The organism is Mesorhizobium sp. B2-1-3 (assembly GCF_006442495.1).
GTDB lineage: Bacteria > Pseudomonadota > Alphaproteobacteria > Rhizobiales > Rhizobiaceae > Mesorhizobium.
Map to the genome: position 1 here is coordinate 112,257 of NZ_VFWL01000019.1, position 26,027 is coordinate 138,283.

Annotated in this window: 27 protein-coding genes; 21 read left to right on the forward strand and 6 right to left on the reverse strand. The window is 62.9% G+C overall.

The window, feature by feature from the left end:
* Positions 1-18: 18 nt before the first annotated feature.
* Positions 19-921 carry a LysR family transcriptional regulator gene (locus FJ973_RS25655; RefSeq protein WP_140558262.1) on the reverse strand — a complete coding sequence of 301 codons (903 nt, stop codon included), beginning with the start codon at positions 919-921 and terminating at the stop codon, positions 19-21.
* Between the two features lie 114 nt (positions 922-1,035).
* Between FJ973_RS25655 and FJ973_RS25660 the strand changes: the two genes are divergently transcribed.
* The 7 genes from FJ973_RS25660 to FJ973_RS25690 all read left to right on the forward strand — a co-directional run bounded on the left by FJ973_RS25660 (position 1,036) and on the right by FJ973_RS25690 (position 9,548).
* Entirely contained in the window at positions 1,036-2,691 is a 1,656-nt protein-coding gene (locus FJ973_RS25660; RefSeq protein ID WP_140558264.1) for an ABC transporter substrate-binding protein, read from the forward strand.
* A 173-nt stretch (positions 2,692-2,864) separates the two neighbouring features.
* Complete coding sequence (locus tag FJ973_RS25665; RefSeq protein ID WP_140558266.1) at positions 2,865-3,734, forward strand: DUF427 domain-containing protein; 870 nt, start codon at positions 2,865-2,867, stop codon at positions 3,732-3,734.
* Positions 3,735-3,814: 80 nt separating this feature from the next.
* Positions 3,815-4,579, forward strand: a complete 765-nt coding sequence (locus tag FJ973_RS25670; RefSeq protein WP_140514719.1) for an SDR family oxidoreductase — start codon at positions 3,815-3,817, stop codon at positions 4,577-4,579.
* A gap of 447 nt (positions 4,580-5,026) precedes the next feature.
* Positions 5,027-6,001, forward strand: a complete 975-nt coding sequence (locus tag FJ973_RS25675; RefSeq protein WP_140558268.1) for an ABC transporter substrate-binding protein — start codon at positions 5,027-5,029, stop codon at positions 5,999-6,001.
* Between the two features lie 76 nt (positions 6,002-6,077).
* On the forward strand, positions 6,078-7,163 hold the full coding sequence (locus tag FJ973_RS25680; RefSeq protein ID WP_140558270.1) for a glycine betaine/L-proline ABC transporter ATP-binding protein: 1,086 nt from the start codon (positions 6,078-6,080) through the stop codon (positions 7,161-7,163).
* Positions 7,160-9,136, forward strand: coding sequence for an ABC transporter permease subunit (locus tag FJ973_RS25685; protein WP_140558271.1), 1,977 nt, complete (start codon positions 7,160-7,162; stop codon positions 9,134-9,136). Before FJ973_RS25680 ends, FJ973_RS25685 begins: the two co-directional genes overlap by 4 nt.
* A 34-nt stretch (positions 9,137-9,170) precedes the next feature.
* Positions 9,171-9,548: a GFA family protein gene (locus FJ973_RS25690; protein ID WP_140514715.1), complete on the forward strand. Its 378-nt coding sequence runs from the start codon at positions 9,171-9,173 to the stop codon at positions 9,546-9,548.
* Positions 9,549-9,554: 6 nt separating this feature from the next.
* Here the strand turns inward: FJ973_RS25690 and FJ973_RS25695 are convergent, their stop codons facing one another.
* The gene (locus FJ973_RS25695; protein ID WP_140558273.1) at positions 9,555-10,913 is read right to left on the reverse strand and encodes an NAD(P)/FAD-dependent oxidoreductase; all 1,359 of its coding nucleotides are present in this window, start codon (positions 10,911-10,913) and stop codon (positions 9,555-9,557) included.
* A 261-nt stretch (positions 10,914-11,174) separates the two neighbouring features.
* Between FJ973_RS25695 and FJ973_RS25700 the strand changes: the two genes are divergently transcribed.
* Positions 11,175-11,897: an XRE family transcriptional regulator gene (locus FJ973_RS25700; RefSeq protein WP_140497887.1), complete on the forward strand. Its 723-nt coding sequence runs from the start codon at positions 11,175-11,177 to the stop codon at positions 11,895-11,897.
* Between the two features lie 112 nt (positions 11,898-12,009).
* Positions 12,010-12,381 (forward strand): endonuclease domain-containing protein, encoded by a 372-nt coding sequence (locus tag FJ973_RS25705; protein ID WP_140558275.1) that lies wholly within the window; start codon positions 12,010-12,012, stop codon positions 12,379-12,381.
* A gap of 131 nt (positions 12,382-12,512) precedes the next feature.
* On the opposite strand, the gene FJ973_RS25710 is transcribed toward FJ973_RS25705, so the two are convergent.
* Genes FJ973_RS25710 through FJ973_RS25725 form a run of 4 tightly spaced genes read right to left on the reverse strand, consistent with a single transcriptional unit; the run spans position 12,513 to position 16,295 of the window.
* Positions 12,513-13,553, reverse strand: a complete 1,041-nt coding sequence (locus tag FJ973_RS25710; protein ID WP_140558277.1) for a DUF3445 domain-containing protein — start codon at positions 13,551-13,553, stop codon at positions 12,513-12,515.
* 9 nt (positions 13,554-13,562) lie between these two features.
* On the reverse strand, positions 13,563-14,528 hold the full coding sequence (locus FJ973_RS25715; RefSeq protein ID WP_140497881.1) for a PDR/VanB family oxidoreductase: 966 nt from the start codon (positions 14,526-14,528) through the stop codon (positions 13,563-13,565).
* Positions 14,525-15,121: a dimethylamine monooxygenase subunit DmmA family protein gene (locus FJ973_RS25720; RefSeq protein ID WP_140497879.1), complete on the reverse strand. Its 597-nt coding sequence runs from the start codon at positions 15,119-15,121 to the stop codon at positions 14,525-14,527. The genes FJ973_RS25715 and FJ973_RS25720 overlap by 4 nt, the downstream gene beginning before the upstream one ends.
* Before the next feature lie 40 nt (positions 15,122-15,161).
* Positions 15,162-16,295 carry an aminomethyltransferase family protein gene (locus tag FJ973_RS25725; RefSeq protein WP_140497877.1) on the reverse strand — a complete coding sequence of 378 codons (1,134 nt, stop codon included), beginning with the start codon at positions 16,293-16,295 and terminating at the stop codon, positions 15,162-15,164.
* 283 nt (positions 16,296-16,578) lie between these two features.
* Between FJ973_RS25725 and FJ973_RS25730 the strand changes: the two genes are divergently transcribed.
* The 12 genes from FJ973_RS25730 to FJ973_RS25785 all read left to right on the forward strand — a co-directional run bounded on the left by FJ973_RS25730 (position 16,579) and on the right by FJ973_RS25785 (position 25,906).
* Positions 16,579-16,860, forward strand: coding sequence for a hypothetical protein (locus FJ973_RS25730; RefSeq protein WP_140497875.1), 282 nt, complete (start codon positions 16,579-16,581; stop codon positions 16,858-16,860).
* A 14-nt stretch (positions 16,861-16,874) separates the two neighbouring features.
* Positions 16,875-17,252 carry a hypothetical protein gene (locus FJ973_RS25735; RefSeq protein ID WP_140497873.1) on the forward strand — a complete coding sequence of 126 codons (378 nt, stop codon included), beginning with the start codon at positions 16,875-16,877 and terminating at the stop codon, positions 17,250-17,252.
* A 15-nt stretch (positions 17,253-17,267) separates the two neighbouring features.
* A complete protein-coding gene (locus FJ973_RS25740; protein ID WP_140558279.1) occupies positions 17,268-17,429 on the forward strand; it encodes a hypothetical protein in 162 nt (53 codons plus the stop codon).
* 14 nt (positions 17,430-17,443) lie between these two features.
* Entirely contained in the window at positions 17,444-18,847 is a 1,404-nt protein-coding gene (locus FJ973_RS25745; RefSeq protein WP_140497869.1) for an amino acid permease, read from the forward strand.
* A 43-nt stretch (positions 18,848-18,890) separates the two neighbouring features.
* Positions 18,891-19,580, forward strand: a complete 690-nt coding sequence (locus tag FJ973_RS25750) for a hypothetical protein (protein ID WP_181170958.1) — start codon at positions 18,891-18,893, stop codon at positions 19,578-19,580.
* Entirely contained in the window at positions 19,577-19,906 is a 330-nt protein-coding gene (locus tag FJ973_RS25755) for a hypothetical protein (RefSeq protein WP_140497867.1), read from the forward strand. Before FJ973_RS25750 ends, FJ973_RS25755 begins: the two co-directional genes overlap by 4 nt.
* A gap of 86 nt (positions 19,907-19,992) precedes the next feature.
* Positions 19,993-20,889, forward strand: coding sequence for a glutamine amidotransferase family protein (locus tag FJ973_RS25760; protein ID WP_140558281.1), 897 nt, complete (start codon positions 19,993-19,995; stop codon positions 20,887-20,889).
* A 4-nt stretch (positions 20,890-20,893) separates the two neighbouring features.
* Positions 20,894-21,625: a GXGXG domain-containing protein gene (locus tag FJ973_RS25765; protein ID WP_140551135.1), complete on the forward strand. Its 732-nt coding sequence runs from the start codon at positions 20,894-20,896 to the stop codon at positions 21,623-21,625.
* A 6-nt stretch (positions 21,626-21,631) separates the two neighbouring features.
* Positions 21,632-22,960 carry an FMN-binding glutamate synthase family protein gene (locus FJ973_RS25770; protein WP_140514697.1) on the forward strand — a complete coding sequence of 443 codons (1,329 nt, stop codon included), beginning with the start codon at positions 21,632-21,634 and terminating at the stop codon, positions 22,958-22,960.
* A gap of 63 nt (positions 22,961-23,023) precedes the next feature.
* Complete coding sequence (gene glnT / locus FJ973_RS25775) at positions 23,024-24,331, forward strand: type III glutamate--ammonia ligase (protein ID WP_140497861.1); 1,308 nt, start codon at positions 23,024-23,026, stop codon at positions 24,329-24,331.
* 35 nt (positions 24,332-24,366) lie between these two features.
* On the forward strand, positions 24,367-25,620 hold the full coding sequence (locus tag FJ973_RS25780) for a sarcosine oxidase subunit beta family protein (RefSeq protein ID WP_140497859.1): 1,254 nt from the start codon (positions 24,367-24,369) through the stop codon (positions 25,618-25,620).
* 10 nt (positions 25,621-25,630) lie between these two features.
* Entirely contained in the window at positions 25,631-25,906 is a 276-nt protein-coding gene (locus FJ973_RS25785) for a sarcosine oxidase subunit delta (protein ID WP_140520863.1), read from the forward strand.
* Positions 25,907-26,027 lie beyond the last annotated feature (121 nt).

The following is a 26,027-nucleotide window of genomic DNA, read 5'->3' on the forward strand; positions in this document are numbered from 1 at the left end:
ACATACGGCCCCTGCCCTTCACGGATGGCCGGCCATGCTGAAGGACCGGTCGCCCTCGGCAAAGCCCTGCTCGCCGGCCCAATCCCTCGTCAGTGCCCGCAATCCCGCCAAGGCCACGTCGAGCACATCCGACGACGCCGGATTGCTGGGATAGGCAAGATAGATCGGCCGCTGGAACATGGGCGTGTTCGCGACGCGTTTCATTTCGCCGCGCTCGATATGGCCGCTGACGGCGCTGAGCGGCAGATAGGCGGCGGCTTGCTGCGACAGCACGTGCTGCAAACCGATGAAGACCAGGCCGGCCGAAATGGCCGGCTTGACCATGCCGGCAAACGCCCGATCATGCTCGATGCGGAATTCGAGCCCCCAGTCCATCAGTATGTAGTTCTCGGTCCACGGCTTCGTCTGGGCGGCATGCTGGACAAGCACCACCTGGTCGACGGCCAGCGTTTCGTAAACGATGCCGGGATGCGGCCGCGGCAGATAGAGGATGCAGATGTCGAGGAGGCCTTCGGCCAGTTGGTCGATCGCCAGATCGGGAAAACTGCCCTCGAGCCGCAACGCCACGTTCGGCCGCTCGGCGCGCATCCATTCGACCCATGGCGAAGTGATGCGCTCCCACAGATAGGCGGGCGCGGTCAGCCGCAGCAGTGTTTCGTAGCCATCGGGAACGGCGATGTCCTGCCTCGATTGCTCCCAGGTACGGGTGATGGCGGATGCATGCGGCAGGAACTGGCGGCCGGCCGGCGTCAGCGTGATGCCATCGCGGTCGCGGACGAAAAGCCGTCGCCCCAACTGCTCCTCCAGCACTCTTATCCGCGCACTGACGGTGGACTGGGCAAGGTTCAGCCGATTGGCCGCGACGGTGAAGCTGCCATGCTCGGCAATCTCCAGGAAACTGCGCAGGTTTTCGGTGTCCATGTCTTGGCTCTCCGCATCGAAAATTCCGATGGCCCCTATCAAAAAATATCGCTTTCCGCTGGCGGTCAACGATGAACTAGATGGCCTGCCCCAATACAAGCGAGGATTGCAGCCATGCCGAAGCGTTTCGAGAGGATCGACATCGCCCGCCGGAATCTCACTGCAATCGAAAATTCCGCTGTCGACGAATTGCTGGCCGGCCGGCTCGACCGACGCGATTTCCTGCGCCATGGCAGCGTTCTCGGCCTTTCGCTGCCGTTCTTGGGCAGCCTTCTCGCCGCCGCCGGTCTCGGCACGCAAGAAGCCCGCGCCGAAGGCAAGCCGGGCGGCACGGTGCGCGCCGGCGTGGCGACGCCGGGCGGGGCCATCGATCCCGTCACCTACTACGACAGCGGCAGCTACCAGCTGGTTTTCCAGACCGCCGAATTCCTCTGCGTCACACAGCCGGACCTCACGCTGAAGCCGGTGCTGGCGGAAAGCTGGTCGCCGAACGAGGACGGCAGCGTCTGGACGTTCAAGCTGCGCAAGGGCGTGAAATTCCACAATGGCGAGGACTTCAAGGCCGACGACGTCGTCGCGACCTTCGACCGGCTGGCCGACCCGGACGGGGCCTCGAACGCGCTTTCGGTGTTCAAGGGCCTGCTGTCGAAGGGCGGCACCCGCAAGGTCGACGACCACACCGTCGCCTTCCATCTCGACGTGCCGAACGGCAGCTTTCCCTATTCGGTGTCGATCGACAACTACAATGCCGTCATCCTGCCGGCGAGCTACAAGGGCGATTACGAAAAGACTTTTGAAGGCACCGGCCCATTTCGGCTGGAGAGCTACACGCCGAAAGTCGGCGCGACGTTCATCCGCAACCCCGATTATTGGGGCGAGAAGGCGCTGCCCGACCGGCTCGAGTTCAAATTCTACGGCGATGTCCAGCCGCGCATCCTGGCGCTGCAGGCCGGCGAAGTGGACATTCTCGACGCCGTTCCGCTCGATGTCAGCCAAGTGGTGCTGAACAGCCCCGACATCACCGTGCTGCGCGTCGCCTCGACCGCGCACCGCCAGCTCCACATGCGCTGCGACATGGCGCCTTTCACCGACAAGCGCGTGCGCCAGGCGCTGGCGCTGTGCATCGACCGTTCCAAGCTGGTGGATGGGCTGTGCCGCGGGATGGCGGCGACCGGCAATGACAGCCCGTTTGCGCCGGCCTTCCCCGCGACCGACAGAACGGTGCCGCAGCGCGCCCAGGACATCGCCAAGGCCAAGCAGCTTATGGAAGCCGTGGGCCTCGGCAGCGGCTTCGACATCACGCTGACGACGCTGCGCTACTCCGACATTCCCGGCTACGCGCAGCTGTTCCAGAACTTCGCCAAGGAGATCGGCGCGCGCGTCTCGCTCAACATCGAGGACCAGGACAAATATTACGGCAAGGCGGTGTTCGGTCAATCGGACTGGCTGGACAGCCCGCTCGGCATCACCGACTACGCCCATCGCAGCGTGCCGAACGTGTTCCTGAAAAACCCGCTGGTCAGCGACGGTCCGTGGAACGCGGCGCATTTCAAGAGCCCAGCCTATGACGGCATGGTCACTTCCTATCTCAAGGCGCTCGACATCGGCGCACAGCGCGCGGCGGCGTCAGACATCCAGAAGCTGCTGCTCGACGAGACGCCTGTCATCTTCAGCTATTTCCCCGACCTCCTGGTGCCGGTGCGCAAGAATGTCAGCGGGCTGCCGCCGATCGCCGCCGGCCTGCTGCTCGACCGGGTGTCGCTGGGATAGGGGCTGGATGGACAATTTCTGATTTCGGGCGGCGAGGCTATCCGCCAGCGGGCTGCGAAGGGCGATGGGGGGCCATTGTTCGAGCCGCTCGACTCAGGAGAAGCCCGCCGCCCGGAAACCCACTCCGATACGATGACTCAATCCAGCTCCATCTCGCTTTGCGCGAACACTCGATGACAAAAGAAAAGAAACGGGAGACTACCATTCGCAAGCCTCATTTGCGCGGCCGCGGGCCGCATTTTCCCTTGCTCGACACGATCGTGCAGTATGAGTTCGAGCCCGGCTACGTCGCCTTCACCATGCCGATGCAGAAGCGGCTGCGCGTGCAAGTGGGATCGATGATCGTCGCCGACACGACCAGGGCGCTGGTGTTCTACGAATCCGATCACCTGCCGGTCTACTACTTCCCGATGAGTGACGTGCGCGAGGAGTTCCTGCTGCCGAGCAGGACGACGACGGAAGATCCGTTCAAGGGCCTGGCTACGCACTACTCGCTCAACACCGGCATCACGCTGGTCGAGGATGCCGCCTGGCGCTATCTCGACCCGGTCAAGGGCTGTCCGCCGATCGCGGACTACATGTCCTTCTACTGGCCCAAGATGACGCACTGGTATGAGGAGGACGAGGAGATCTTCGTCCACGCCCGCGACCCGTTCCGGCGGGTCGACTGCCTGCCGTCCTCACGGCGGGTGCAGGTCATCCTGGACGGCGAGCAGGTCGCCGATTCACGGCGCGGCGTGTTCCTGTTCGAGACCGGCCATCCGGTACGCCATTATCTGCCAATCTCCGACACGCGGCTCGATATGTTCGCGCCCAGCCGCTACATCTCGCGCTGCCCCTACAAGGGCATCTCCAACTACTATCACGTGACGACGGGCAAGAAGCGCCACGAGAACCTCGTCTGGTCTTATCCCGAGCCGGTGCATGAGGCGGAGCGCATCAAGGGCCTGGTCTGCTTCCATCACGAACTGGTCGACAAGATCCTGGTCGACGGCGTCGAGATCCCGAAAGAAGCCACGGCCGCCTCCGACGGCTATTTCTAGCCGTGTCGCCATGCCCGCGCTGAAGGCTTGATCGGAACGCGGGACAGCGCATACCCTCCCTGAAGCAGGGAGGGCTATCGATGGATCTTTTCAAGCTGGACGGCGATGTCGCGCTGGTTACCGGTGCCGGCAGCGGCATCGGCCAGGCAATCGCGATCGGATTGGCGCAGGCCGGCGCCGACGTCGCCTGTTTCGGCCATGCATCGAAGGGCGGGCTGGAGGAGACCGCACAGCGTATCACCGCGCTTGGGCGCAAGGCGCTGGTGCTGACGGGCACGGTGACGTCCGAGGGCGATCTCGCGGCGGCGACCGACCGCGTCGAGAGCGAACTCGGCGCCCTGACGATTGCCGTCAACAATGCCGGCATCGCCGGATCGGAGCCGGCCGAGACAATGGCCCTGGAGACGTGGCGGAAGGTGCACGAGGTCAATGTCGCCGGCGTGTTCCTGTCCTGCCAGGCCGAAGCGCGCAAGATGCTGGCGCGGCGCAAGGGCTCGATCGTCAACATCGCCTCGATGTCGGGCACCATCGTCAATCGCGGGCTGACGCAGGCGCATTACAATTCCTCGAAGGCCGCCGTCATCCACATGTCGAAGAGCCTCGCCATGGAGTGGGCCGACCGCGGCCTGCGCGTCAATGTGGTCAGCCCGGGCTACACGCTGACGCCGATGAACAAGCGGCCGGAGGTGGCGGAAGAGATAAAGATCTTCAAGCGCGACACGCCGATGGGGCGCATGGCGGCGCCCGAGGAAATGGTCGGGCCGACCGTGTTCCTGGCCAGCCGCGCGTCGAGCTTCGTCACCGGCCTCGACCTGATCGTCGATGGCGGCTACGTCTGCTGGTAAGGTGGCTCGGCAGGTGGGTTGGGTGCGACCTCGCCTGCGGTCCGAATTATGCATCCAGCAAGCCTTAGTCATTGCGCGCGATAAGTGTTGGTATATATAATTTCATCTCATGAAACGGTTCTGGCGATGGGGCTTGCCGGGCCGATAGCCGAGGTCAGGGGACCCTGATGGCTCGCATTTTGCAGGGCGTCATAAGGCTGGCAATCGACCGGCAGGTGATCGTTGTCGCAGCGATCCGTCGGCAGCTATGACGCCGACCTTTCAGCACCATTTCCGCAAATCAAACACTCAGCACAATCCACCTGCGCCGGTTTTGGCCGCGCGATGGCGGAAACGGCCTTGCGCAACGGCAGGTCTTTCCAACACAATCAAGAAAAAACCCAGCAAGGGCAGAAAGACGCAAGAAGGGAACGAACGATAACCGTCACAGCTTGAAGGAGAACAAGCATGTCATTTCGGAGCGGAGTTTCTAAACTGTCCATGGGCGCCGCCGCGCTCGCGGCACTGAGCCTGCCAACGCTTTCCGTCCACGCCGCAGCCCCTGAATCCAACGATCCCATCAAGATCGCGCTGTTCGACTGGACCAGCGTCAATCTCAACGCCAAGATTCTCGGCGGTATTCTCGAAAAGCTCGGCTACACCGTCGAATATCCGACCGCCGATTACCTCTCCAGCCTGACCACCGGTCTCACCAATGGCGACCTCGATATCGGCCTGGAATTCTGGGACACGACCGCCGGCGAGGCGATGAAGGCTTCCGACGCCACCGGCCAGACCGAGCGCCTCGGCAAGCTCGGCCCCAAGGCCAAGGAAGAGTGGTGGTTCCCCGAATATATGAAGGAGAAATGCCCGGGCCTGCCCAATTGGGAAGCGCTGAAGGATCCGAAATGCGCCGAGGCCTTTTCGACGGCCGAGACGGCGCCCAAGGGTCGTTATCTCGGCGGTCCGGTGACCTGGGAGGGTTTTGACGACGAGCGCGTCGAGGCACTCAAATTGCCATTCACCGTCATCCACGCCGGCACCGACGCGGCGATGTTCGCGGAGCTCGATTCCGCTTACCAGCGCAAGGCGCCGATCATGCTGTGGATCTATTCGCCGCATTGGGCGCCGGCCAAATACAAGGGCGAGTGGGTCGAATTCCCCGAATACACGCCCGAATGCTACAACGACCCGAAATGGGGCACGAATCCCGATGCCAAATATGATTGCGGCAAGCCGCATGGCGAGATCTGGAAATATGCCTGGAACGGCATGAAGGACAAATGGCCCGTCGCCTACAAGGTGGCCAAGGCCTACACGGTCGACACCGACGAGCTCAACAAGATGAGCGGCGAGATCGACCTCGGCGGCAAGACGCCGGAGGACGTCGCCGCCGCCTGGATCGCCGCCCACGAAGCCGACTGGAAAGCCTGGGCACAGTGATCGCTCCGACTGGAGAATGAGACCCGGCCGTCGATCGGCCGGGCCTCAATCGTCGATATTCCAGAAGGACGCTTGAATGCCTGACAAGACCGAACACGGACCGAACGCTGCGGGCGCGCCAAAGGATGCCCGCCCGATAAAGCTGGCTTGCCGCAATGTCTGGAAACTGTTCGGTTCGAGCGCGGCGAGTTTCATCCGCGAGCGCGACGGCAAGGCCAGCATGGCCGATGTCGCCGCTGCCGGACTGGTCGGGGCGGTACGCGGCGTCGATCTTGAAATCCGCCAGGGCGAGGTCTTCACCATCATGGGGCTCTCGGGGTCGGGCAAGTCGACCCTGGTGCGCTGCATGTCGCGTCTGGTCGAGCCGACGCACGGCAAGGTCGAGTTCGAGGGCAAGAACCTGCTCAAGATCTCGGATGCAGCGCTCATCGAACTCAGGCGCCACCGCATGGGCATGGTGTTCCAGAATTTCGCGCTGCTGCCGCATCTCAACGTGCTGGACAACATCGCCTTTCCGCTCAGCATCCAGGGGCAGGACCGTGCGACGCGCGAAGCACGCGCCCGCGAAGTCATCGAGCTTGTCGGCCTGCGCGGCCGCGAGCATTTCTATCCGCGCGAACTTTCAGGCGGCCAGCAGCAGCGTGTCGGCATCGCCCGCAGCCTGGCGACCAAGCCGGAGATCTGGTTCCTCGACGAACCGTTCTCGGCGCTCGACCCGTTGATCCGCCGCGAGATGCAGGACGAGTTGATGCGATTGCAAACCATGCTGCACAAGACCATCGTCTTCATCACCCATGATTTCGACGAGGCGACAAGGCTGGCCGACCGCATCGCCATCATGAAGGATGGCGAAGTCATCCAGATCGGCACGCCGGAGGAACTGGTGGTTAATCCCGCGACAGACTATGTCGCCGAATTCACCCGCGACGTCGACCGCGCCAAGGTGATCTCGGCGAAGAGCCTCATGCGCGCCTGCGACGGCGCCGAGCATGGCGGCACAGTGGCGCCGGAGGCCAAGATTGCCAGCTTCTCGGCCAGCATCGTCGCGGCCGGCAGACCGTTCGCGGTGGTCAACGGCAGCGGCAAGCCGATCGGCGAGGTGACGCCGCAAGCGGTGATCGACCTGCTCGCCGGCATCGAGCGGTCAGGAGCCGGTGCATGACAGTAACGGCAAGCGCCAGTGAGACGAGGCCGCGACCGGCGCAGACATGGCTGCTGGTCTGGGCCGCAGCGCTTGCCGTGGTGCTGATCGTGTTCCTGCTCCAGGACAGTTTCCCCTGGGCCGTCAATTATCCGGCCGAGGCGATCGTGCCGGTCGCCGACTGGGTCAGCGCCCTGATGCGCTGGATAAAAATAAACCTGTCAGGGCTGACGCGGTCGATCACCGCCGTGCTCGGCGTGCCGCTCGATTTCGCGCTCGACCTTCTGGCCAAGAATTTCAAGATCGGCCACGGTGCCGACGCCTATATGCTGCCGCGCCTGTCCTGGATCGGCGTCTGCGCGGCGGCGTTTGTCGCCGGGCATGCCGCTGGCGGCCGCAAGCTCGGCATGCTGGTCGGCGGCTGTTTTCTCTACATCGCGCTGTTCGGCCAATGGACCAGCGCCATGCTGACGCTGGCGCTGATTTCCATCGCCGTGCCATTCTGCATCGCCACGGGATTGTTCGTCGGCATCTGGGCTTGGCGGAAACCCTGGGCGGAGCGGCTGGTGGTCTCCCCTGCCCTCGATCTGATGCAGACCATCCCGACCTTCGCGTACCTCATCCCGATGCTGCTTCTGTTCGGCAACAGCCCGGTTTCGGCGATGATCGCCACCGCCATCTTCGCCACGCCGCCAATGGTGCGGGCAACGATGCTCGGCCTGTCGCGGGTGCCGTCCGAGATCGACGATTTCAGCGAGATGGCCGGCTGCACGGCGCGGCAGAAACTGTGGCGCGTGCTTTTGCCGTCGGCGCGGCCGACGCTGATGGTCGGCGTCAACCAGGTGATCATGCTGGCGCTGAACATGGTGATCATCGCCTCGATGATCGGCGCCGGCGGGCTAGGCTATGACGTGTTGCTGGCGCTGCGTGCGCTGAAGGTCGGCGAAGCCATGGAAGCGGGGCTGGCCATCGTGGCGCTAGCCATCGCGCTCGACCGGCTGAGCCAGGCCATCGCCGCCAACCATGCAAAAGGTCACGTCCACCGGCAAGTCCAGCCCGCCTTCTGGCGGCGCAATCTGACGCTGGCCGTCGCCATTCTGATCGTCACCACACTGCTTGGCCTCTTCGTGCCTGCCTTCGCGGCGGTGCCGAAGGTGATCACCTTCACCACCGCGCCATTGTGGAAAGCGGCGGTGAATTGGGTGACGATCAACTTCTTCGACGTCATCGAGGCGTTCCGCGTGGCGCTGATCCTTAACGTGCTGAACCCGGTGCGGGCCTTCTGCGAGGGCTTTCCGTGGCTGGGCGCGGTGTTCCTGCTCGGCCTTGCCGGCTTTCAGCTTTCCGGGTTGCGCCTGGCCGCTCTGGTGGCAGTGCTGACCGCCTTCTGCGCCGTCACCGGGCTGTGGGAAAAGACGATGGCGACCGTCTATCTCTGCGGCATCTCGGCTTTCATCGCTTGCCTGATCGGCATTCCGATCGGCCTGATGGCCGCGCGCAGCGACCGCTTCGAGAAGGTGACCACGCCCGTCATCGACACGCTGCAGGTGCTGCCCTCCTTCTGCTTCATCATTCCGGTGGTGATGCTTTTCCGCGTCGGCGACGTCACCGCGATGATCGCAACGATCGCCTTCGCCGTGGTGCCGGCGATCCGCTACACCAATCACGGCATCAGGCAGGTGCCGCCGGCACTGATCGAGGCGGCCAAGGTTTCGGGCTGCACGCCGCGCCAGACTTTCTTTCGCGTGCAATTGCCACTCGCGCTGCCCGAGATCATGCTGGGCGTCAACCAGACGATCCTGATGGCGTTGGCGATGATCATCATCTGCGCCATGGTCGGCACCCGTGATCTCGGCCAGGAGGTGTTCATCGCGCTGTCCAAGGCCGATTCGGGCCGCGGCATCGTCGCAGGGCTCGCCATCGCCTTCATCGGCATCGTCGCCGACCGGCTGTTCAATGCCTGGACGGCCAAGGCACGGGCAAGGCTGGGTTAAAGCTCAACCGGCGAACTTATCAAGGGAGGAAGACATGACCAGCAGGATTGCCCGCTGCACCTGTGGCCAATTGCAGATCCGCTGTCCGCAACAGCCGGCCAAAATATCGCTTTGCCACTGCCTGGACTGCCAGCGGCGCACCGGCAGTCCGTTCGGGATAGCGGCTTTCTTCGATGCCGACGCGATCGACATCGACGGCTCATCCCAGACATTCCGGCGCAATTCCGACAGCGGCTTTCCCGTCACTTTCCACTTTTGTGGAAACTGCGGCTCGACGGTGTTCTGGTATCCGTCGCGCAAACCGGAGGCGGTCGCTGTCGCGGTCGGCTGTTTCGCCGATCCGTCTTTCCCTGCGCCGACGCAAGCCGTCTATGGCGAAAGCCGCCACGACTGGGTCGTGTTGCCGGCCTGAAAGCCGCTACTCCGCCGCGACGCCCTTCACCTCCAGATAGCTCTCCATCGAATCGTCCAGCGCCTGCAGCCACGGCGTATGGTGCAGCGGCGCCATGGTGCCGGTCATCAACGAGCGGTAGGAATGGTCGCGGAAGCTCATAATGTCTTCCACCTTGTGGTGCTCCCATTCCATGAAGGTCTGGTTGACCGCCTCGACGTCGAAGCCGGGATAGTCGGTCTGGTCCATCAGTTCCTTGGTGTAGTCGCCCTGGAACCAGATCATCTGCTCGGCGTCTTCCAGCGTCTCCTCGCGCGCCCGCCATCTGGCGCCGTGCTCGGCCATTGCCTGCGCGGACGGCAGCTTGATGCGGCCCATGATCACGTCGCGCGCGAACCAAGCCTGCGCGTCGAACATGTTGAAAGTGTAGAACTGGTCCTGCATGCCGATGTAGAAAAGCTTCGGGTTCTTCTCCCAAACGACGCCTTCATAGAGATCCAGCGGCCACATGCGGTTGGCGGTCTTGAGCTTCAGGTCGTCGGTGAGGAAGGGGAAGGAATGGAGATAGCCGGTGCACAGGATGATTGCGTCGACATCCTTGGTTGAACCATCCTTGAAATGCGCGGTCTTGCCGACGACCTTCTGGAGCAGCGGCACCTCTTTCCAGTTCTCAGGCCATTTGAAGCCCATCGGCTTGGAGCGGTAGCTCGAGGTGATCGACTTCGCCCCGTATTTGTAGCACTGCGAGCCGATGTCCTCGGCCGAATAGGAGCGGCCGATGATCAGGATGTCCTTGCCCTTGAATTCCATCGCGTCGCGGAAATCGTGGCTGTGCAAGATGCGGCCGTTGAAGGTCGAGAACCCCTCGAAATAGGGAACGTTTGGCACCGAGAAATGCCCGGACGCGACGACGACATTGTCGAACTCTTCCGAATAGGTGACGTCGTTGGTGCGGTCATGCGCGGTGACGGTGAATTTCTTCGTCTCGTCCGAGAAGGTCACCATGCGCACAGGACTGTTGAAGCGCACCCATTTGCGCACGCCTGACTTTTCGACGCGGCCCTTGATGTAGTCCCACAGCACGGCGCGCGGGGGATAGGAGCCGATCGGCCGGCCGAAATGTTCCTCGAACGTGTAGTCGGCGAATTCCAGGCATTCCTTCGGCCCGTTCGACCAGAGGTAGCGATACATCGAGCCGTGCACCGGATCGCCATGTTCATCGAGGCCGGTGCGCCATGTGTAGTTCCACAGGCCGCCCCAGTCGGACTGCTTTTCGAAGCAGACGATCTCGGGAATATCTGCCCCTTTGTCGGCCGCCGACTTGAAAGCCCTGAGCTGTGCCAGGCCGGACGGTCCGGCCCCGATGACGGCAACGCGAGTGTTCATGTCCGGGCCTCCATTTTTTGATTTCCCCAGCGAAACAAATTTCACTGGCAGTGACAGTAATTGGCCCTTCGGCACTGTCAACAGTCATCTGCGGGAGCGGCGTTTGCGCACGGCGGATTCCTGGCGAAGAACCCGCATTGGCCGAAATCGCGGGATTGGCGCATGCGACATAAGACGGCTTGCCGACGCGGCTGCGCTCATGTATCGCCACCGAACATGTTCACCTTGAGTGAAATAAATCCGCGACGTCCGGGGGGCGACATGGCGAAAAACGCTTCAAATCCAAAGGCCGGTGCTGGAGCCGGCGGCGCAAAGGCAAAGCCGCTGCCAAAGGTCTCAGTGGACGGGAAGACCATCCGCGCGCCGCTGACACAGAACCCGCACGCCATCCGCGACACGCGTGAAAAGGTGCTGGAAGTGGCGATCGGCCGCGAGGTGCGCGCGTTCCGCAAAAAGCTCGGCATCACCGTCGCCGATCTGGCGGTCGCCACCGACATTTCGCTGGGCATGCTGTCGAAGATCGAGAACGGCATCACCTCGCCGTCGCTGACCACTTTGCAGGCGCTGTCGCGGGCGCTGGGTGTTCCCGTCACCGCCTTCTTCCGCCGCTTCGAAGAGGAGCGCAGCGCCGTTTTCGTCAAGGCGGGCGAAGGGTTGGACGTCGAGCGCCGCGGCACGCGCGCCGGCCACCAGTACAATCTGCTTGGCCATATCGGCTCAAACACCAGCGGCGTCGTCGTCGAGCCCTATCTGATCACGCTGACCGAGGATTCGGACGTGTTCCCGACCTTCCAGCACGAGGGCATGGAATTCCTTTATATGCTCGAGGGCGAGGTCGTTTACCGACACGGCAGCAATCTCTATCCGATGAAGCCCGGCGACAGCCTGTTCTTCGACGCCGACGCCCCGCACGGACCGGAGCAACTGACGAAACTGCCCATGCGCTATCTGTCGATCATCTGCTATCCGCAGAGCGCGGGGTAAGGGGACTCGATTTCCTTGTTTACAGCATTGGCGATTGGCGAAAGCCGAAGTGGCATCCGATCTCCCCCCTTGAGGGGGAGATGTCCGGCAGGACAGAGGGGGGCGAACCGCGATGACGCATAATCTCGTATCCGCCAACAACCGCCGCAATGCGCGCAGGATGCGCAAGGTGATGACCGACGCCGAACTCAAGCTCTGGAATGAGATCAGGGCACATAGGTTGATGGGACTGGGGTTTCGGCGCCAGATGCCTATCGCCGGCCATATCGTCGATTTTGCATGCCCGGACAAAAAGCTGATCGTCGAGCTTGATGGTTCCCAGCATGGCCAAGCCGAAGCGTTGGAATTGGACGCTGCAAGAACCGCCAAGTTCGAAGCCCTGGGCTGGACCGTCCTGCGCTTCTGGAACGACGATGTTATCCGCGACATCGACAGTGTCTGCCAGCATGTCGTGATTGTGGCTGGGCTGGGCGGCGCGTCGTGAGTTTCGCGGAGCGTTAGAGGTTGGACATTGGGCAAGGCCTGCGCTCCACGGCGCCCCCCTCTGCCCTGCCGGGCATCTCCCCCTCTTCGGGGGAGATTGGCTGCTTGAGGGGCAGCGCCAATACCGGCGATTCAGTCAGGCCCAAACCCCGGTGACGTCGCACTTCCATCATCCAACTTCGAGAGCCATTCCACCAGCGTTGGCCGATACCGCGTCAGCCCCTTGTAGGTGGCAAGCTCCTCGGGCAGGTCGCGGATGACACGGTGCAGGCGGCGGGCCCATTTGGGCTGCGTCACCAGTTCGTCCATCTTGATCAGGTAGCAGCGGATCGGGAAGACGATGGCGTTGGAGCGCGGCAGGCGCCAGAAGCTCTGCAACTCGACGCGCAGATGCACCTTGTCGCCGAGATTGTCGGGCGTCACCGTCGCCCGGTCCGGGCCCCATTTGTGATAATTCTCGGGGCTGGTGTCGAGGCGCGGATTGACGGTCATGGTCCAGTTGAGGCGACGCGCCGGCTTGCCTTGCTGGATGTTGGTGAGGAATTTCAGGGCGCGCGTGAAAATCCCCTTTTCGTGCGCCAGCGGCACCGGCGCGTGCCACTCGAAGAAGTTCATGCCGATGTCGAAGTCGAGCGACCAGTCGGCTTGGGTGGTGACCATTCCGGCATCCATCCAAAGATTGCCGTCGCGCTGATCGAGGATGCAGAAATCGCCCTGGCTCTGGCGGGTGATGTACTCCATCGGCCCGTAAGGCAGCGTCGTTGTGTCGCCGAAGGTGAAGGTGTCGTCGATGCCGAGCGGCCGGTTGATCCAGCGCCAGCGATCGCCGTCTCGGGTCAGCGTGAAATGCTCGGGATAGCCCAGCGCCTGCTGCTCCATCAGAAGTTCGAGCAGATCCCAGCCGGCGAGCGTCATGTGCGGCAGCGACTGGCAGCGCAACGGATCCTCGGCCAGGACCAGAGCGCGGTCCTGCATCTCGGCGACATAGTGCTCATCGACATCTATCAGGTTTTCCAGCACGCTGCCCTTCGGACCGACGACATGCGGCTCGATGTTGACCGCATACATGTAGCTGTCTTCATGGAACGGAAACGGGAACCGCCTGATGTGCTCAGGGCTGTTCCTGAAGGTGAAGTCGTCGCGAAACGTTTCCTTGCGAAAGGTGATGCCCAAGCTCGCCTCCTATCTTTCCAAGACCAGCGATTTGCCTTCGAAGCGCGACACGCACGGCATGATCTTGCAGCCGGAGCGATGATCTTCCTCGCTCAGCCAATGGTCGTTGTGGATGAACTTGCCGTCGGACGCGATGACGTTGGTTTCGCATTGGCCGCAAACGCCGCCGCGGCAGAGATAGGGCGGATCGACGCCGGCCGCCTCGATCGCCTCGAGCAGGCTCTGCTGCTCGCCGACCCGGATGCTCTTGCCGCTGACGGCCAGCGTCACATCGAAGGGCAATCCCGGTTGCGGCGCCGCGAAATGCTCGAAATGCACGGTCTCCGGTGGCCAGCCAAGCGCGGCGGCGCGCTCGCGCACCCAGCCGATCATGCCTGCCGGACCGCAGACATAGAGATGCGTGCCGAGCGGCTGCGACGACAGCAGCCGGTCGAGGTCTATGCGTTCCCCGCGGTCGTCGTGATAGAGCCGGACCCGGCGGCCGTAGCGCTGTTGCAGCACATCGGCATAGGTGCCGAGCGAAGCCGTGCGGCAGGTGTAGTGCAGTTCGAAATTGCCGCCCTCGCCTGCCAACTGCGCGGTCTGGGCCATGAAGGGCGTGATGCCGATGCCGCCCGCCAGCATCAAATGTTTCTTCGCCCGGAGATCGAGTGAGAACAGATTGACTGGATAGGAGATCACCATCTCCAGGCCGGGCTTGACGCTCCGGTGCATAAACAGCGAGCCGCCCCGGCCGACATCGTCGCGACGTATCGAGATCGTGTATTCGCGCGTGTCGAGCGGCGAGCCCATCAGCGAATAGGGATTGAGCCTTGTGCGGTCGCCGTCGCGCATCTCGACCACGACATGGGCGCCGCCTGAAAAGGTCGGCAACAGCTCGCCGTCGCGGCGGCGGAAATGAAAGCGGGTGACCAGCTCGTTGACGGGCACAACATCGCTGACGACGACGTCGAGCTTGGTGGTGCCGGTGCTCATCGGAAGACCTCCTCGAACGGAGGAATTTCGCTGCGATCCTCGGCATTGATGCAGACGCCCTGGAACGCCGCCAGCCGCCGCGAATAGTGGTCGCGTACCAGAAGTAGCAGGCCGCAATGCGAGCAGGTGGCGGGTTGCGTCGTTACATTCTCGGTGATGCCCTTGCAATGCACGCACTGCACGCGGCGCGCCAGCGAGCCGCGATGTTCGGTCTGGATCGCGGTGTGGTCGATGCCGGCATCGAGCGCCACCTGCATGGCCTGGCCGATCAGCCCTTCGGTACCGGCGAGATAGAGGCGCAGGCCCATATGCGCGTTATCAAGCGTCTGTTTCAGCCGCGGCAGCAGACTGGCGAAGGACGGCGCCTGGTGGAAGCGCGCCGGTTTCAGCGCTTCGAGAGCGGCGACTTGCCTGTCGTCCGGCCCGGGAATGAAGACGATCTCGGCACCGTCGAAGAACCCGTCCGGAGCCGTTTTGGCCATGTCCGCTATCGCGAGCGCACCCTCGGCATCGGCGATGAAAAGATGGTGCTTGCCGGGCTGCGGAGACAAGGTTCCGTAGACGGGCCGGCTGATGATCGACTTGGCTGCCATTCTCTGCTTCGTGCCTCGAACCCTCGCCTTCGACTATGCCTCAGCCTTTCGCCGTGCGCTTGGTCTTCTTTGGGTCGTCGAACGGCAATGGCTGCGCCGTCGCCTTGATCGATCCGCTCCTGTTGCGGATCTCGAGCCTTGTGTCCTTGACGGCGCAGTCGACGTCGAGGCGGGCGATGCCCATCGATTTCTCGACCAGCGGCGAATACATGGCGCAGGTGACGACGCCGACTTTCTTCCCATCGCGATAGACCGGGGCGCCCTCGTCGGCCGGCTCCTTGCCGTCGAGCAACACGCCATAGATCTTGAAGCGCTCCTTGCCCTTGAGACGGTAGTGCTCCTCGGCGCCGCGAAAGCCGGTCTTTCCCGGGCTGACGGTGAAGTCGAGGCCGAGTTCCCACAGCGTGTCGCCGGGGCCTTCATTCTCGAACGGATATTTCTGCGAATTGTCGTAGGGATAGAACAGGAGATAGCTCTCGACGCGCAGCATGTCGAGCGTAGTGAAGCGGCACGGGATGATGCCGGCGCTCTTGCCCTCGTCGAGGATCCTGTCCCAGATCGTGCCGGCATCCTGGCCGCGGCAGAAGATTTCATAGCCGCGCTCGCCGGTATAGCCGGTGCGCGAGATCATCACCGGAAAACCGAAGAGCTGCGTCTGCATGTGATGGAAATAGTTGAGGTCGCGAATGCCCGGCACGTGCCTGGCAAGATAGTCGACCGCCGCCGGCCCCTGCAGCGAGAGGTCGTGCAGATTGTCGTCGAAGCGCAGCGACACGTCCCTGCCCATCGCCGCCCGCTGCAACTCCTCATGTCCGGTTCCCGAGCCATGCACCACCATCCAGCTATTCGGCCCGGTGCGGTAGAGGATGCAGTCGTCGGTGAATTTTCCCGCCTCGTTGAGCATGCAGGCATAGGCCGATTTGCCGGGATAGATTTTTTCGACGTCGCGCGTGGTGGCGAGATCGATGAGGTGCGAGGCGTGCGGGCCTGTGATGTGGACCTTCTTCAGGCCCGAGACATCCATCAGCCCGGCCTTGGTGCGGATAGCGATGTATTCCTCGTCGGCATCCTTGTCGTAGGTCCAGGCGGTGCCCATGCCGCTCCAGTCTTCGAGTTTCGAACCCAGCGCGCGATGGCGATCCGCCAGGGTTGAAAATCTCCAGGATGCCGTCATCCGATCCTCCGTTCGATATTTTGATTATGTTCCCTGCTCCTGTGCGCGCGGGCTGGAGCTTTGAGCGAATATTGATCGCAAACGCGCGGGGCCTGCAATCCCCTGAAAGCAAATAATTTCATTGTCAGGCAAAATTCGTCATCCGAACAAGACGGTTAACTCTGCGTAAATTCGTCTTGACAATTTCCGAATTCGGTCTGAATTTATGAAAAAAATTTCACTCTCTTGAAAGAGAACGGCGGACGGTGGATTCGGAACCGGACGTCGAAAAAGGGGAAAACCGATGTCAGACCTGCAGCAGCGCATCGAGGCGCTGTACCGTTCCGACTTGCGCGGATCCGCGCTCCTGATCATCTGCCTGTGGGCGACGATCCTCTTCGTCCTCTTCATGACATGGCCGCATATCCCGCATGACGGCATCAAGGCCGTCGTCGCGATTGCCGCCGCCGCGGTGCTGATCTTCAACACGGCGGCGATCCTGGCCATGGTCAACCACTACAAGGAGGACAAGGAGTTCATCTACGGGCTCGACATCAAGAACTACGACCGCAACCGCAAATCCTGAGGGGGGAGAGAAGCATGTCCCGCTACACGCCGCCGCAACAGAGCAAGGCCGGGCAGGTCTTCGATATCGCCGTCGTCGTGGTCGCCATCTTCGTGGCGCTGTGGCTGCCGCTGAAACTGGGATTGGCGGGAGCAGCCAAGTCCATCGACGCGCTCGACGCCAAGACCTGGGAGGCGCTCGGCCAGAACCCGACCATGGCGTCGATCTGGGAAAGGCTCGGCTATACGCCGGAGACCGCGCACGACATAATCCAGAACCGTTTCCACTACATCATCGACTGGCCGACGCTTGTTGTCATGGCAGCCGTGCTAATCGGTTATTTCGTGTTCCTGTTCCGGGCATCGGACCGCGAATATCGCGACGTCATCAACGAGAAGTTCGACGAGAAATAATCCGGGGACAAGACCATGTGGATAGCGCTCTCTTACGCATGCTGGTGCATCTCGATCGTGCTTGCGCTGTGGATGCTCTACGATTGGTTCAAGGTCGATACGACCTACTCCGAGGATGTGCTGACGTCCTCGCGCGAAGGCGAACTTGAAGCCGCTTCCGAAAAACACCGGATCTGAGTGGGGATTGATCGATGACGGTCGTGGTTGAAACTGCGGGTTCGGCAACAAATGGCGACAGGGTCTCGCTGCTTCGGGTGCTTGGCCCGGCCCATGTCTGGGCGTTGGGTGTGGGCATCGTCCTGGTCGGCGAGTTCACCGGCTGGAATTTCTCCGCCGACAAGGGCGGCGCGCTTGCCGCGCTGATCGTCTGCTGGGTCGTCGGGCTGCTCTATACCTCGGTCGCCATGATCGATTCCGAAGTGACGTCGACGGTCGCCGCCGCGGGCGGCCAATATGCGCAGGCCAAGCACATCGTCGGGCCGCTGATGGCCTTCAACGTCGCGCTGTTCCTGGTCTTTGCCTACACCATGCTCGAAGTGTCGGACGCCATCCTGCTCGGCGACACGATCGTCGCCAAGGCGGGCGTCGAGGGCCTCACCCACAACTCCTTCATCGCCGCCACCATCGTCGTCCTGGCATGGCTCAACTATCGCGGCGTGCTGATGACGCTCAACGTCAACTTCGTCATCACCGCGATTGCCTACATCTCCATCGTCATCCTGTTCTTCTCGGTCAGCCCGTGGACGCAAGGCGCGGTGCTCAAGCTCAACGAGTTGGTCACCCCAGAGAACGCGCTGCCCTATGGCTGGATCGGCGTCATCGCCGCTTTCCAGTTCGGCATCTGGTACTATCTCGGCATCGAGGGCACCACGCAGGCGGCCGAGGAAGTGCGCTCGCCCGCGCGCTCGCTGCCTTATGGCACGATGGCCGGCATGATCACGCTTCTGATCGCCGCCGCCATGACCTGGTATGTCTGCGCCTCGCTGATGCCCTGGGAATATCTCGGCATCACTTATTATCCGCTGTGGGACGCCGGCAAGCTGACCGGCAACCCGCTGCTGGAAAACCTGCTGTTCATCGCCACGCTGCTTGCCGCACTGGCGTCCGCCAATGGCTGCATCAACGACGCGGCGCGCGCCTGGTTCTCGCTCGGCCGCGATCGCTACCTGCCGAGCTGGTTCTCGGCGGTGCACCCGAGATACCGCACGCCCTACCGCTCGATCCTGTTCCTGCTGCCGATCGCGCTCGCCTTCGCCTTTATCGCCGACCTCAACCAGGCGATCACCTTCTCGATCCTGTCCGGCGTGCTGCAATATACGTTCATGAGCATCAACATCATGATGTTCCGGAAGAAGTGGCCTCTGGGTTCGATCCGCCGCGGCTACACGCATCCCTTCCACCCGCTGCCGGCGATCGTCTTGTTCTGCCTGTGCGTGGTCACCTTCTTCGCGATCTTCCTCGGCTTCGGCTCGCAGCTCATTGCCATGGTCGCGTTCTATTTCCTGATCTCGCTGTGGTTCCATTTCTATCGCTACAAATTCGTGCGGCGCGGCGACCAGTTCACCATGCCGTGGCCGAAACCGCAGGGCTATTGATGGGAGTAGGCCCGTCCGAATTGGGCGGGCCTGGCATGACGAAATGTCCGAGGTGACGTCAGCACTGCTTGCCGGGGCGGCTGTCCTGGCTCTCGTCCTGCACTTTGCCTGGCTGGCACGCCGCAGCCGCAACAGGGCTGCCGTGGCGCGCGCCGCCGACCAGGCCAGCATCCGCGCCGTCATTGCCGACGCCGAAGATGTCTCGGACGGTACTGCCGGCGTCATCACCTGGGAAGGCTCGTGGAATGGCCAGCGCGTGCAGTTGCGCACCATCGTCGACACGCTGGCGACGAGAAAGCTGCCGGCGCGCTGGCTCAGCGTATCGATAACGGAGAAAACAGCCGTGCCCGGCACGTTCGACATGATGATGCGGCCGGGCTCGCCGACGACATTCTCCAATTTCGACCATCTCGACCACACGCTGCCGAAGGCGCCCGGCTTTCCCGCCGAGGCGGTGCTTCGAACGGACCGCAGAGGCGTGCGCTTCCCGCAAAACATCATCGCCGACCATCTGGAGCCCTTTTCAGAAGGACGCGCCAAGGAGCTACTGATCACGCCAAAGGGTGTGCGTATCGTCTGGCTGCTGGCCGAAGCCGAGCGGGCCCGCTACGGTGTCTTCCGGCAAGCCGCTTTCGGTGACGCGCAAATCGACCCGGCGCTGATCTCGCGGCTGCTCGTATCCCTTTCGGGACTGCGCGACGCGATCAACAGGAACGAACGGAAAGCGGCATGACCGGCGCAACCCCCTCGCCCGGACCTACCAGCCCATATATCGTCCTGGGCGCGGCAACCCTGCTGCCGGGCAGCGGCCACGTCATGCTGGGCGTTCCGACGCGCGGCCTGCAGTTTCTTTTCTTCATGGTCATCCTGGCCTGGGTGACGGCGAAGATCGCCCCGCCCGACGCCAGCTTTGTCGGCCGCCACGCCGGCGGCTTCCTGATCTATGCGCTGTCGATCCTCGACGCCTACAAAATGGCTCGTATCCGGACCGCCAAATGGGCCCATTCCATGCGCCGACAAGGCGATGGGCCGCCGGATGGGACAAAACACAACGCGTAACGAGAGGAATATTTTTTTCATACCAATTGAATTCCCCGAACTCATTCGATACATCATTTTTAGCTACAAAGGGTCTGGAGGCTGGCATGTGCGGAATCGTTGGACTTTTCCTGAAGGACAAGGCGCTGGAGCCGCAGCTCGGTGCGATGTTGTCGCAGATGCTGGTATCGCTCAGCGATCGCGGCCCCGACAGCGCCGGCATCGCGATCTATGGCGCGCCGTCCGGCAACGAGGCCAAGATCACCATCCAGTCGCCGAAGCCGGAGCGTGATTTCCGTGGACTGGACGCCGAACTCACCAAGGCGCTCGGCGTGCCGGTGGGCGTCACGGTAAAATCGACGCATGCCGTCATCAGGACCACGCCCGAAAAGGTCGATGCGGCGCGTGAGATCATCCAGTCGCTCAGGCCCGACATCCGCATCATGGGCGCCGGCGAAGCCGTGGAAATATACAAGGAAGTCGGCTTGCCCGAGGCTGTGGTCGACCGCTTCGACATCCGTGGGATGACCGGAACGCATGGCATCGGGCACACCCGCATGGCGACGGAATCGGCGGTGACGACGATGGGCGCGCATCCGTTCTCGACCGGCGCCGACCAGTGCCTGGTGCACAATGGCTCGCTGTCCAACCACAACAACGTTCGCCGCGAACTGGTCCGCGAAGGCATGAAATTCGAGACCGAGAACGACACCGAAGTGGCGGCCGCCTATCTCTCCTCCCAGATGGCGCATGGCAAGAACCTCGGCGAGGCGCTGGAGGGCACCCTCTCAGATCTCGACGGTTTCTTCACCTTCGTCGTCGGCACCAAGAACGGCTTCGGCGTGGTGCGCGACCCGATCGCCTGCAAGCCCGCCGTGATGGCCGAAACGGACCAGTATGTCGCCTTCGGCTCGGAATATCGCGCGCTGACCAAACTGCCCGGCATAGACAATGCGAGAGTCTGGGAACCGGAACCCGCAACCGTCTATTTCTGGGAGCATTGAGTTCATGCCGGCAACAAAACTTTCAACCGCGGCGGCGAGCGACCATGCCTCCCGGGTGTTCGACCTGGACCAGATGTCGCTGCGCGAGCTCAACCAGGCACTGCACAATCTGACGCCAGGCTCGAACGAGACCGCCTGGGAAGTGTTGAACCCGAAGGGCAGCCATTCGGTCGCCGTCGGCGTCGACCAGCCGGTCAGCATCGATGTGCGCGGCAGCGTCGGCTATTACTGTGGCGGCATGAATTCCGGCAGTGCCATCACCGTGCATGGTTCGGCGGGACCCGGCGTTGGCGAAAACATGATGTCGGGGTCGATAACAGTCAAAGGCGACGCCAGCCAATATGCCGGCGCCACCGGCAAGGGCGGGCTGCTCGTCATCGAGGGCAATGCGTCCTCGCGCTGCGGCATTTCGATGAAAGGCATCGACATCGTCGTGCACGGCAATATCGGCCATATGTCGGCCTTCATGGCACAGTCCGGCAATCTGGTGGTGCTGGGCGATGCCGGCGACGCGCTCGGCGATTCCATCTACGAGGCACGGCTATTCGTGCGCGGCAAGGTCGACAGTTTGGGCGCCGACTGCATCGCCAAGGAAATGCGGCCCGAACACCTCGAACTCCTGCAAGGCCTGCTCGATCGTGCCGGCGTCACCGGCGTCAAGCCGTCGGAGTTCAAGCGCTACGGCTCGGCGCGCACGCTCTACAATTTCAATATCGACAACGCCGACGCGTATTGAGGCAGCATGACCTATCGCAACCCGCCGACGACGCCGCGCAAATCCGCGACTTTCGACGACTACACGCTTTCCGAGATCCGCCGCGCCGCGGCCACCGGCATCTATGACATCCGGGGCGCCGGCGCCAAGCGCAAGCTGCCGCATTTCGACGACCTTCTGTTCCTGGGCGCATCGATCTCGCGCTATCCGCTCGAAGGCTATCGCGAGCGCTGCGACACATCAGTCGTGTTGGGCTCACGCCATGCCAAGAAGCCGATCGAGCTGAAAATCCCGATCACCGTTGCTGGCATGAGCTTCGGCTCGCTGTCGGGCCCGGCCAAGGAAGCGCTCGGGCGCGGCGCGACGCTGTCGGGCACCTCGACCACGACCGGCGACGGCGGCATGACCGAGGAAGAGCGCGGCCATTCCAAGCAACTCGTCTACCAATATCTCCCCTCGCGCTATGGCATGAATCTGCGCGACCTGCGGCGCGCCGATGCCATCGAGGTCGTCGTCGGCCAGGGCGCCAAGCCCGGCGGCGGCGGCATGCTGCTCGGACAGAAGATCTCCGATCGCGTCGCCGAGATGCGCACGCTGCCCAAGGGCATCGACCAGCGCTCGGCCTCGCGCCATCCCGACTGGACCGGGCCGGACGATCTCGAGATCAAGATTCTCGAACTGCGCGAAATCACCGACTGGGAGAAGCCGATTTACGTCAAGGTCGGCGGCGCCCGCCCCTACTACGACACAGCGCTTGCGGTGAAGGCCGGCGCCGACGTCGTCGTCGTCGACGGCATGCAGGGCGGCACGGCGGCGACGCAGGAAGTGTTCATCGAGAATGTCGGCCAGCCGACGCTCGCTTGCATCAGGCCGGCGGTGCAGGCGCTGCAGGATCTCGGCATGCATCGCAAGGTGCAGTTGATCGTCTCGGGCGGCATCCGCAACGGCGCCGATGTCGCCAAGGCGCTGGCGCTCGGCGTCGACGCGGTCTCCATCGGCACGGCTGCCCTTGTCGCGCTCGGCGACAACGATCCCCGCTGGGAGGCGGAGTACAACGAGCTCGGCACCACATCAGGCGCCTATGACGACTGGCACGAGGGCCGCGACCCGGCCGGCATCACCACGCAGGATCCCGAACTGATGAAGCGGGTCGATCCGGTGGCCGCCGGCCGCCGGCTGGCGAACTATCTCAAGGTGATGACGCTGGAGGCGCAGACCATCGCCCGCGCTTGCGGCAAGAACAGCCTGCACAATCTCGAACCCGAGGATCTCGTCGCGCTCACGATCGAGGCCGCCGCGATGGCCGGCGTGCCGCTGGCCGGCACCAACTGGATACCGGGGAAGAACGGCTTCTGATCAACAAAGGGCCGAAGGCCATATGCTCTAGGGCCAACAATCGACAAAAAATGGGGAACTTCCGTGACAGTTGATCTTGCAGAGTTCGCAAGGGCGAAAAACGTCAAATATTTCATGATCTCCTACACCGACCTGTTCAGCGGGCAACGCGCCAAGCTGGTGCCGGCGCAGGCGATATCAGATATGCAGAAGGATGGCGCCGGCTTCGCCGGTTTCGCTACCTCGCTTGACCTCACGCCGGCACATCCCGACATGCTGGCGGTGCCGGATCCGAATTCGGTTATCCAGCTGCCCTGGAAGCCTGACGTCGCCTGGGTCGCCGCCAACTGCATCATGGACGACAAGGAGGTCGACCAGGCACCGCGCAACACGCTTAAGCGACTGATCGCGGAAGCCGCTAACGACGGCATGCATGTCAAGACCGGCGTCGAGGCGGAATTCTTCCTGATCTCGCCCGACGGCAAAACGATCTCCGACGAATATGATACGGCGGCGAAACCATGCTACGACCAGCAAGCGTTGATGCGCCGCTACGACGTCATCGCCGAGATCTGCGACCACATGCTGGCGCTCGGCTGGGGCGCCTACCAGAACGACCACGAGGATGCCAATGGCCAGTTCGAGATGAACTGGGCCTTCGACGATGCGCTGGCGACCGCCGATAAGCATTCTTTCTTCAAGTTCATGGTCAAGTCGATCGCAGAGAAACACGGCCTGCGCGCCACCTTCATGCCCAAGCCCTTCCAGGGACTGACCGGCAATGGCTGCCATGCGCACATCTCGGTGTGGGACAAAACAGGCAAGACCAATGTCTTTGCCGACAATTCGATGGAGCTCGGCCTGTCGGCCAAGGGCAAGAACTTTCTTGGCGGCATCATGAAACATGCCTCGGCTCTCGCCGCCATCACCAACCCGACCGTCAACTCCTACAAGCGCATCAACGCCCCGCGCACCATTTCAGGCGCCACCTGGGCGCCAAACACGGTGACCTGGACCGGCAACAACCGCACCCACATGGTGCGCGTGCCCGGCCCCGGCCGTTTCGAGCTGCGGCTGCCTGATGGCGCGGCCAACCCTTATCTGCTGCAAGCCGTCATCATCGCCGCCGGCCTCGACGGCATCCGCTCCAAGGCCGACCCCGGCAGGCGCTACGACATCGATATGTACCAGCACGGTCACACGGTGGAGGGCGCGCCGAAATTGCCGCTCAACCTGCTCGACGCGTTGCGCGAATTCGACAATGACAAATCGCTCAAGACGGCGCTGGGTGAGGAATTCTCGTCGGCTTATCTAAAGCTGAAGCACCAGGAATGGAATTCCTATGCTTCGCACTTCACGCAATGGGAGCGCGACCACACGCTGGACATCTGACCGGCGCAGCGTGCGAGCGACCTCGGAATGAACGTATGAAATATTCGATCTTCTCGCTCGCCCGCGCCGCCTTCTCCGGCCACAAGAACTGGCAGCGCACCTGGCGCGACGCCAGCCCGAAGGACCGCTACGACGTGGTGATCATCGGCGGCGGCGGCCATGGCCTGGCCACCGCCTGGTTCCTCGCCAGCGAGTACGGCATCAGGAATGTGGCCGTGCTGGAAAAGGGCTGGATCGGCTCCGGCAATGCCGGCCGTAACACCACCATCATCCGTTCCAATTACGGCCTGCCCGGCAACACCGGCTTCTACGAATTATCGATGAAGCTGTGGGAGCGGATGGAGCAGGACCTCAACTACAACACGATGGTCAGCCAGCGCGGCGTCATAAACCTCTATCACTCCGACGCGCAGCGCGACGCCTATGCGCGGCGCGGCAACACGATGCGCATCAACGGCATCGATGCCGAATTGCTCGACCTTGCCGCGGTCAAGAAGATGATGCCGTTCCTGAATTTCGACAATGCGCGCTTTCCCGTGCAAGGTGGGCTCTTGCAGCGGCGCGGCGGCACGGCGCGGCACGACGCGGTGGTCTGGGGCTACGCCCATGCGGCGAGCGCGCTCGGCGTCGACATCATCCAGAATTGCGAAGTGACGGGCTTCGTGCGCGACGCCAACGGCAAGGTGACCGGCGTCGAGACCTCGCGCGGCAAGATCGGCGCCGGGAAAGTCGGCATGGCCGTCGCGGGCTCCTCCTCGCGCGTCGCCGCGATGGCGGGCCTGCGCCTCCCGATCGAAAGCCATGTGCTGCAGGCCTTCGTCTCCGAGGCGATCAAGCCGCTCATCCCCAATGTGATGACGTTCGGCGCCGGCCATTTCTACGTCAGCCAGTCGGACAAGGGCGGCCTGGTCTTCGGCGGCGACATAGACGGCTACAATTCCTACGCCCAGCGCGGCAATTTGCCTGTGATGGAAGACGTCTGCGAAGGCGGCATGGCGCTGATGCCGATGATCGGCCGCGTGCGCCTGCTGCGCCAGTGGGGCGGCATCATGGACATGTCGATGGACGGTTCGCCGATCATCGACAAGACGCCGGTCGACGGGCTCTACCTCAATGCCGGCTGGTGCTATGGCGGCTTCAAGGCGACGCCGGGCTCAGGCCTCGTCTTTGCCCACCTGCTGGCCCGCGACCAGTCCCACAAGGAGGCCGCCCGCTTTCGCCTCGACCGGTTCCGGTCTGGTGCGATGATAGACGAAAAGGGCCAGGGCGCCCAACCGAACCTGCACTGAAGGCCCTGCCATGCGCATCACCTGTCCCTTCTGCGGCGAACGCGACCTCGGCGAGTTCACCTATCTCGGCGACGCCAAGCCGATGCGTCCGGAGGCTGGCGCTTCGGAGGACGACGTCTTCGACTACGTTTACCTGCGCGACAATGTCGCCGGCGTGATGGACGAGAATTGGTATCACGGTGGCGGCTGCCGAGCGTGGCTGAAGGTCACCCGCAACACGCTGACGCACGAAATTTCGGCCGTGGAGCCGGCGGCGGGCGCCGGGGCGAGGCAGGTTGCGAAATGAATTTTTCTGTCCAGCTCAGCGCCGCGGTGAAGGCCGGTACGTCTTTACCTCCCCCTTGTAGGGAGGTCGGACCGCAGGTCCGGGTGGGGGTCGGCGCCGCGGGGGGGGGGGGGGGGGGGCG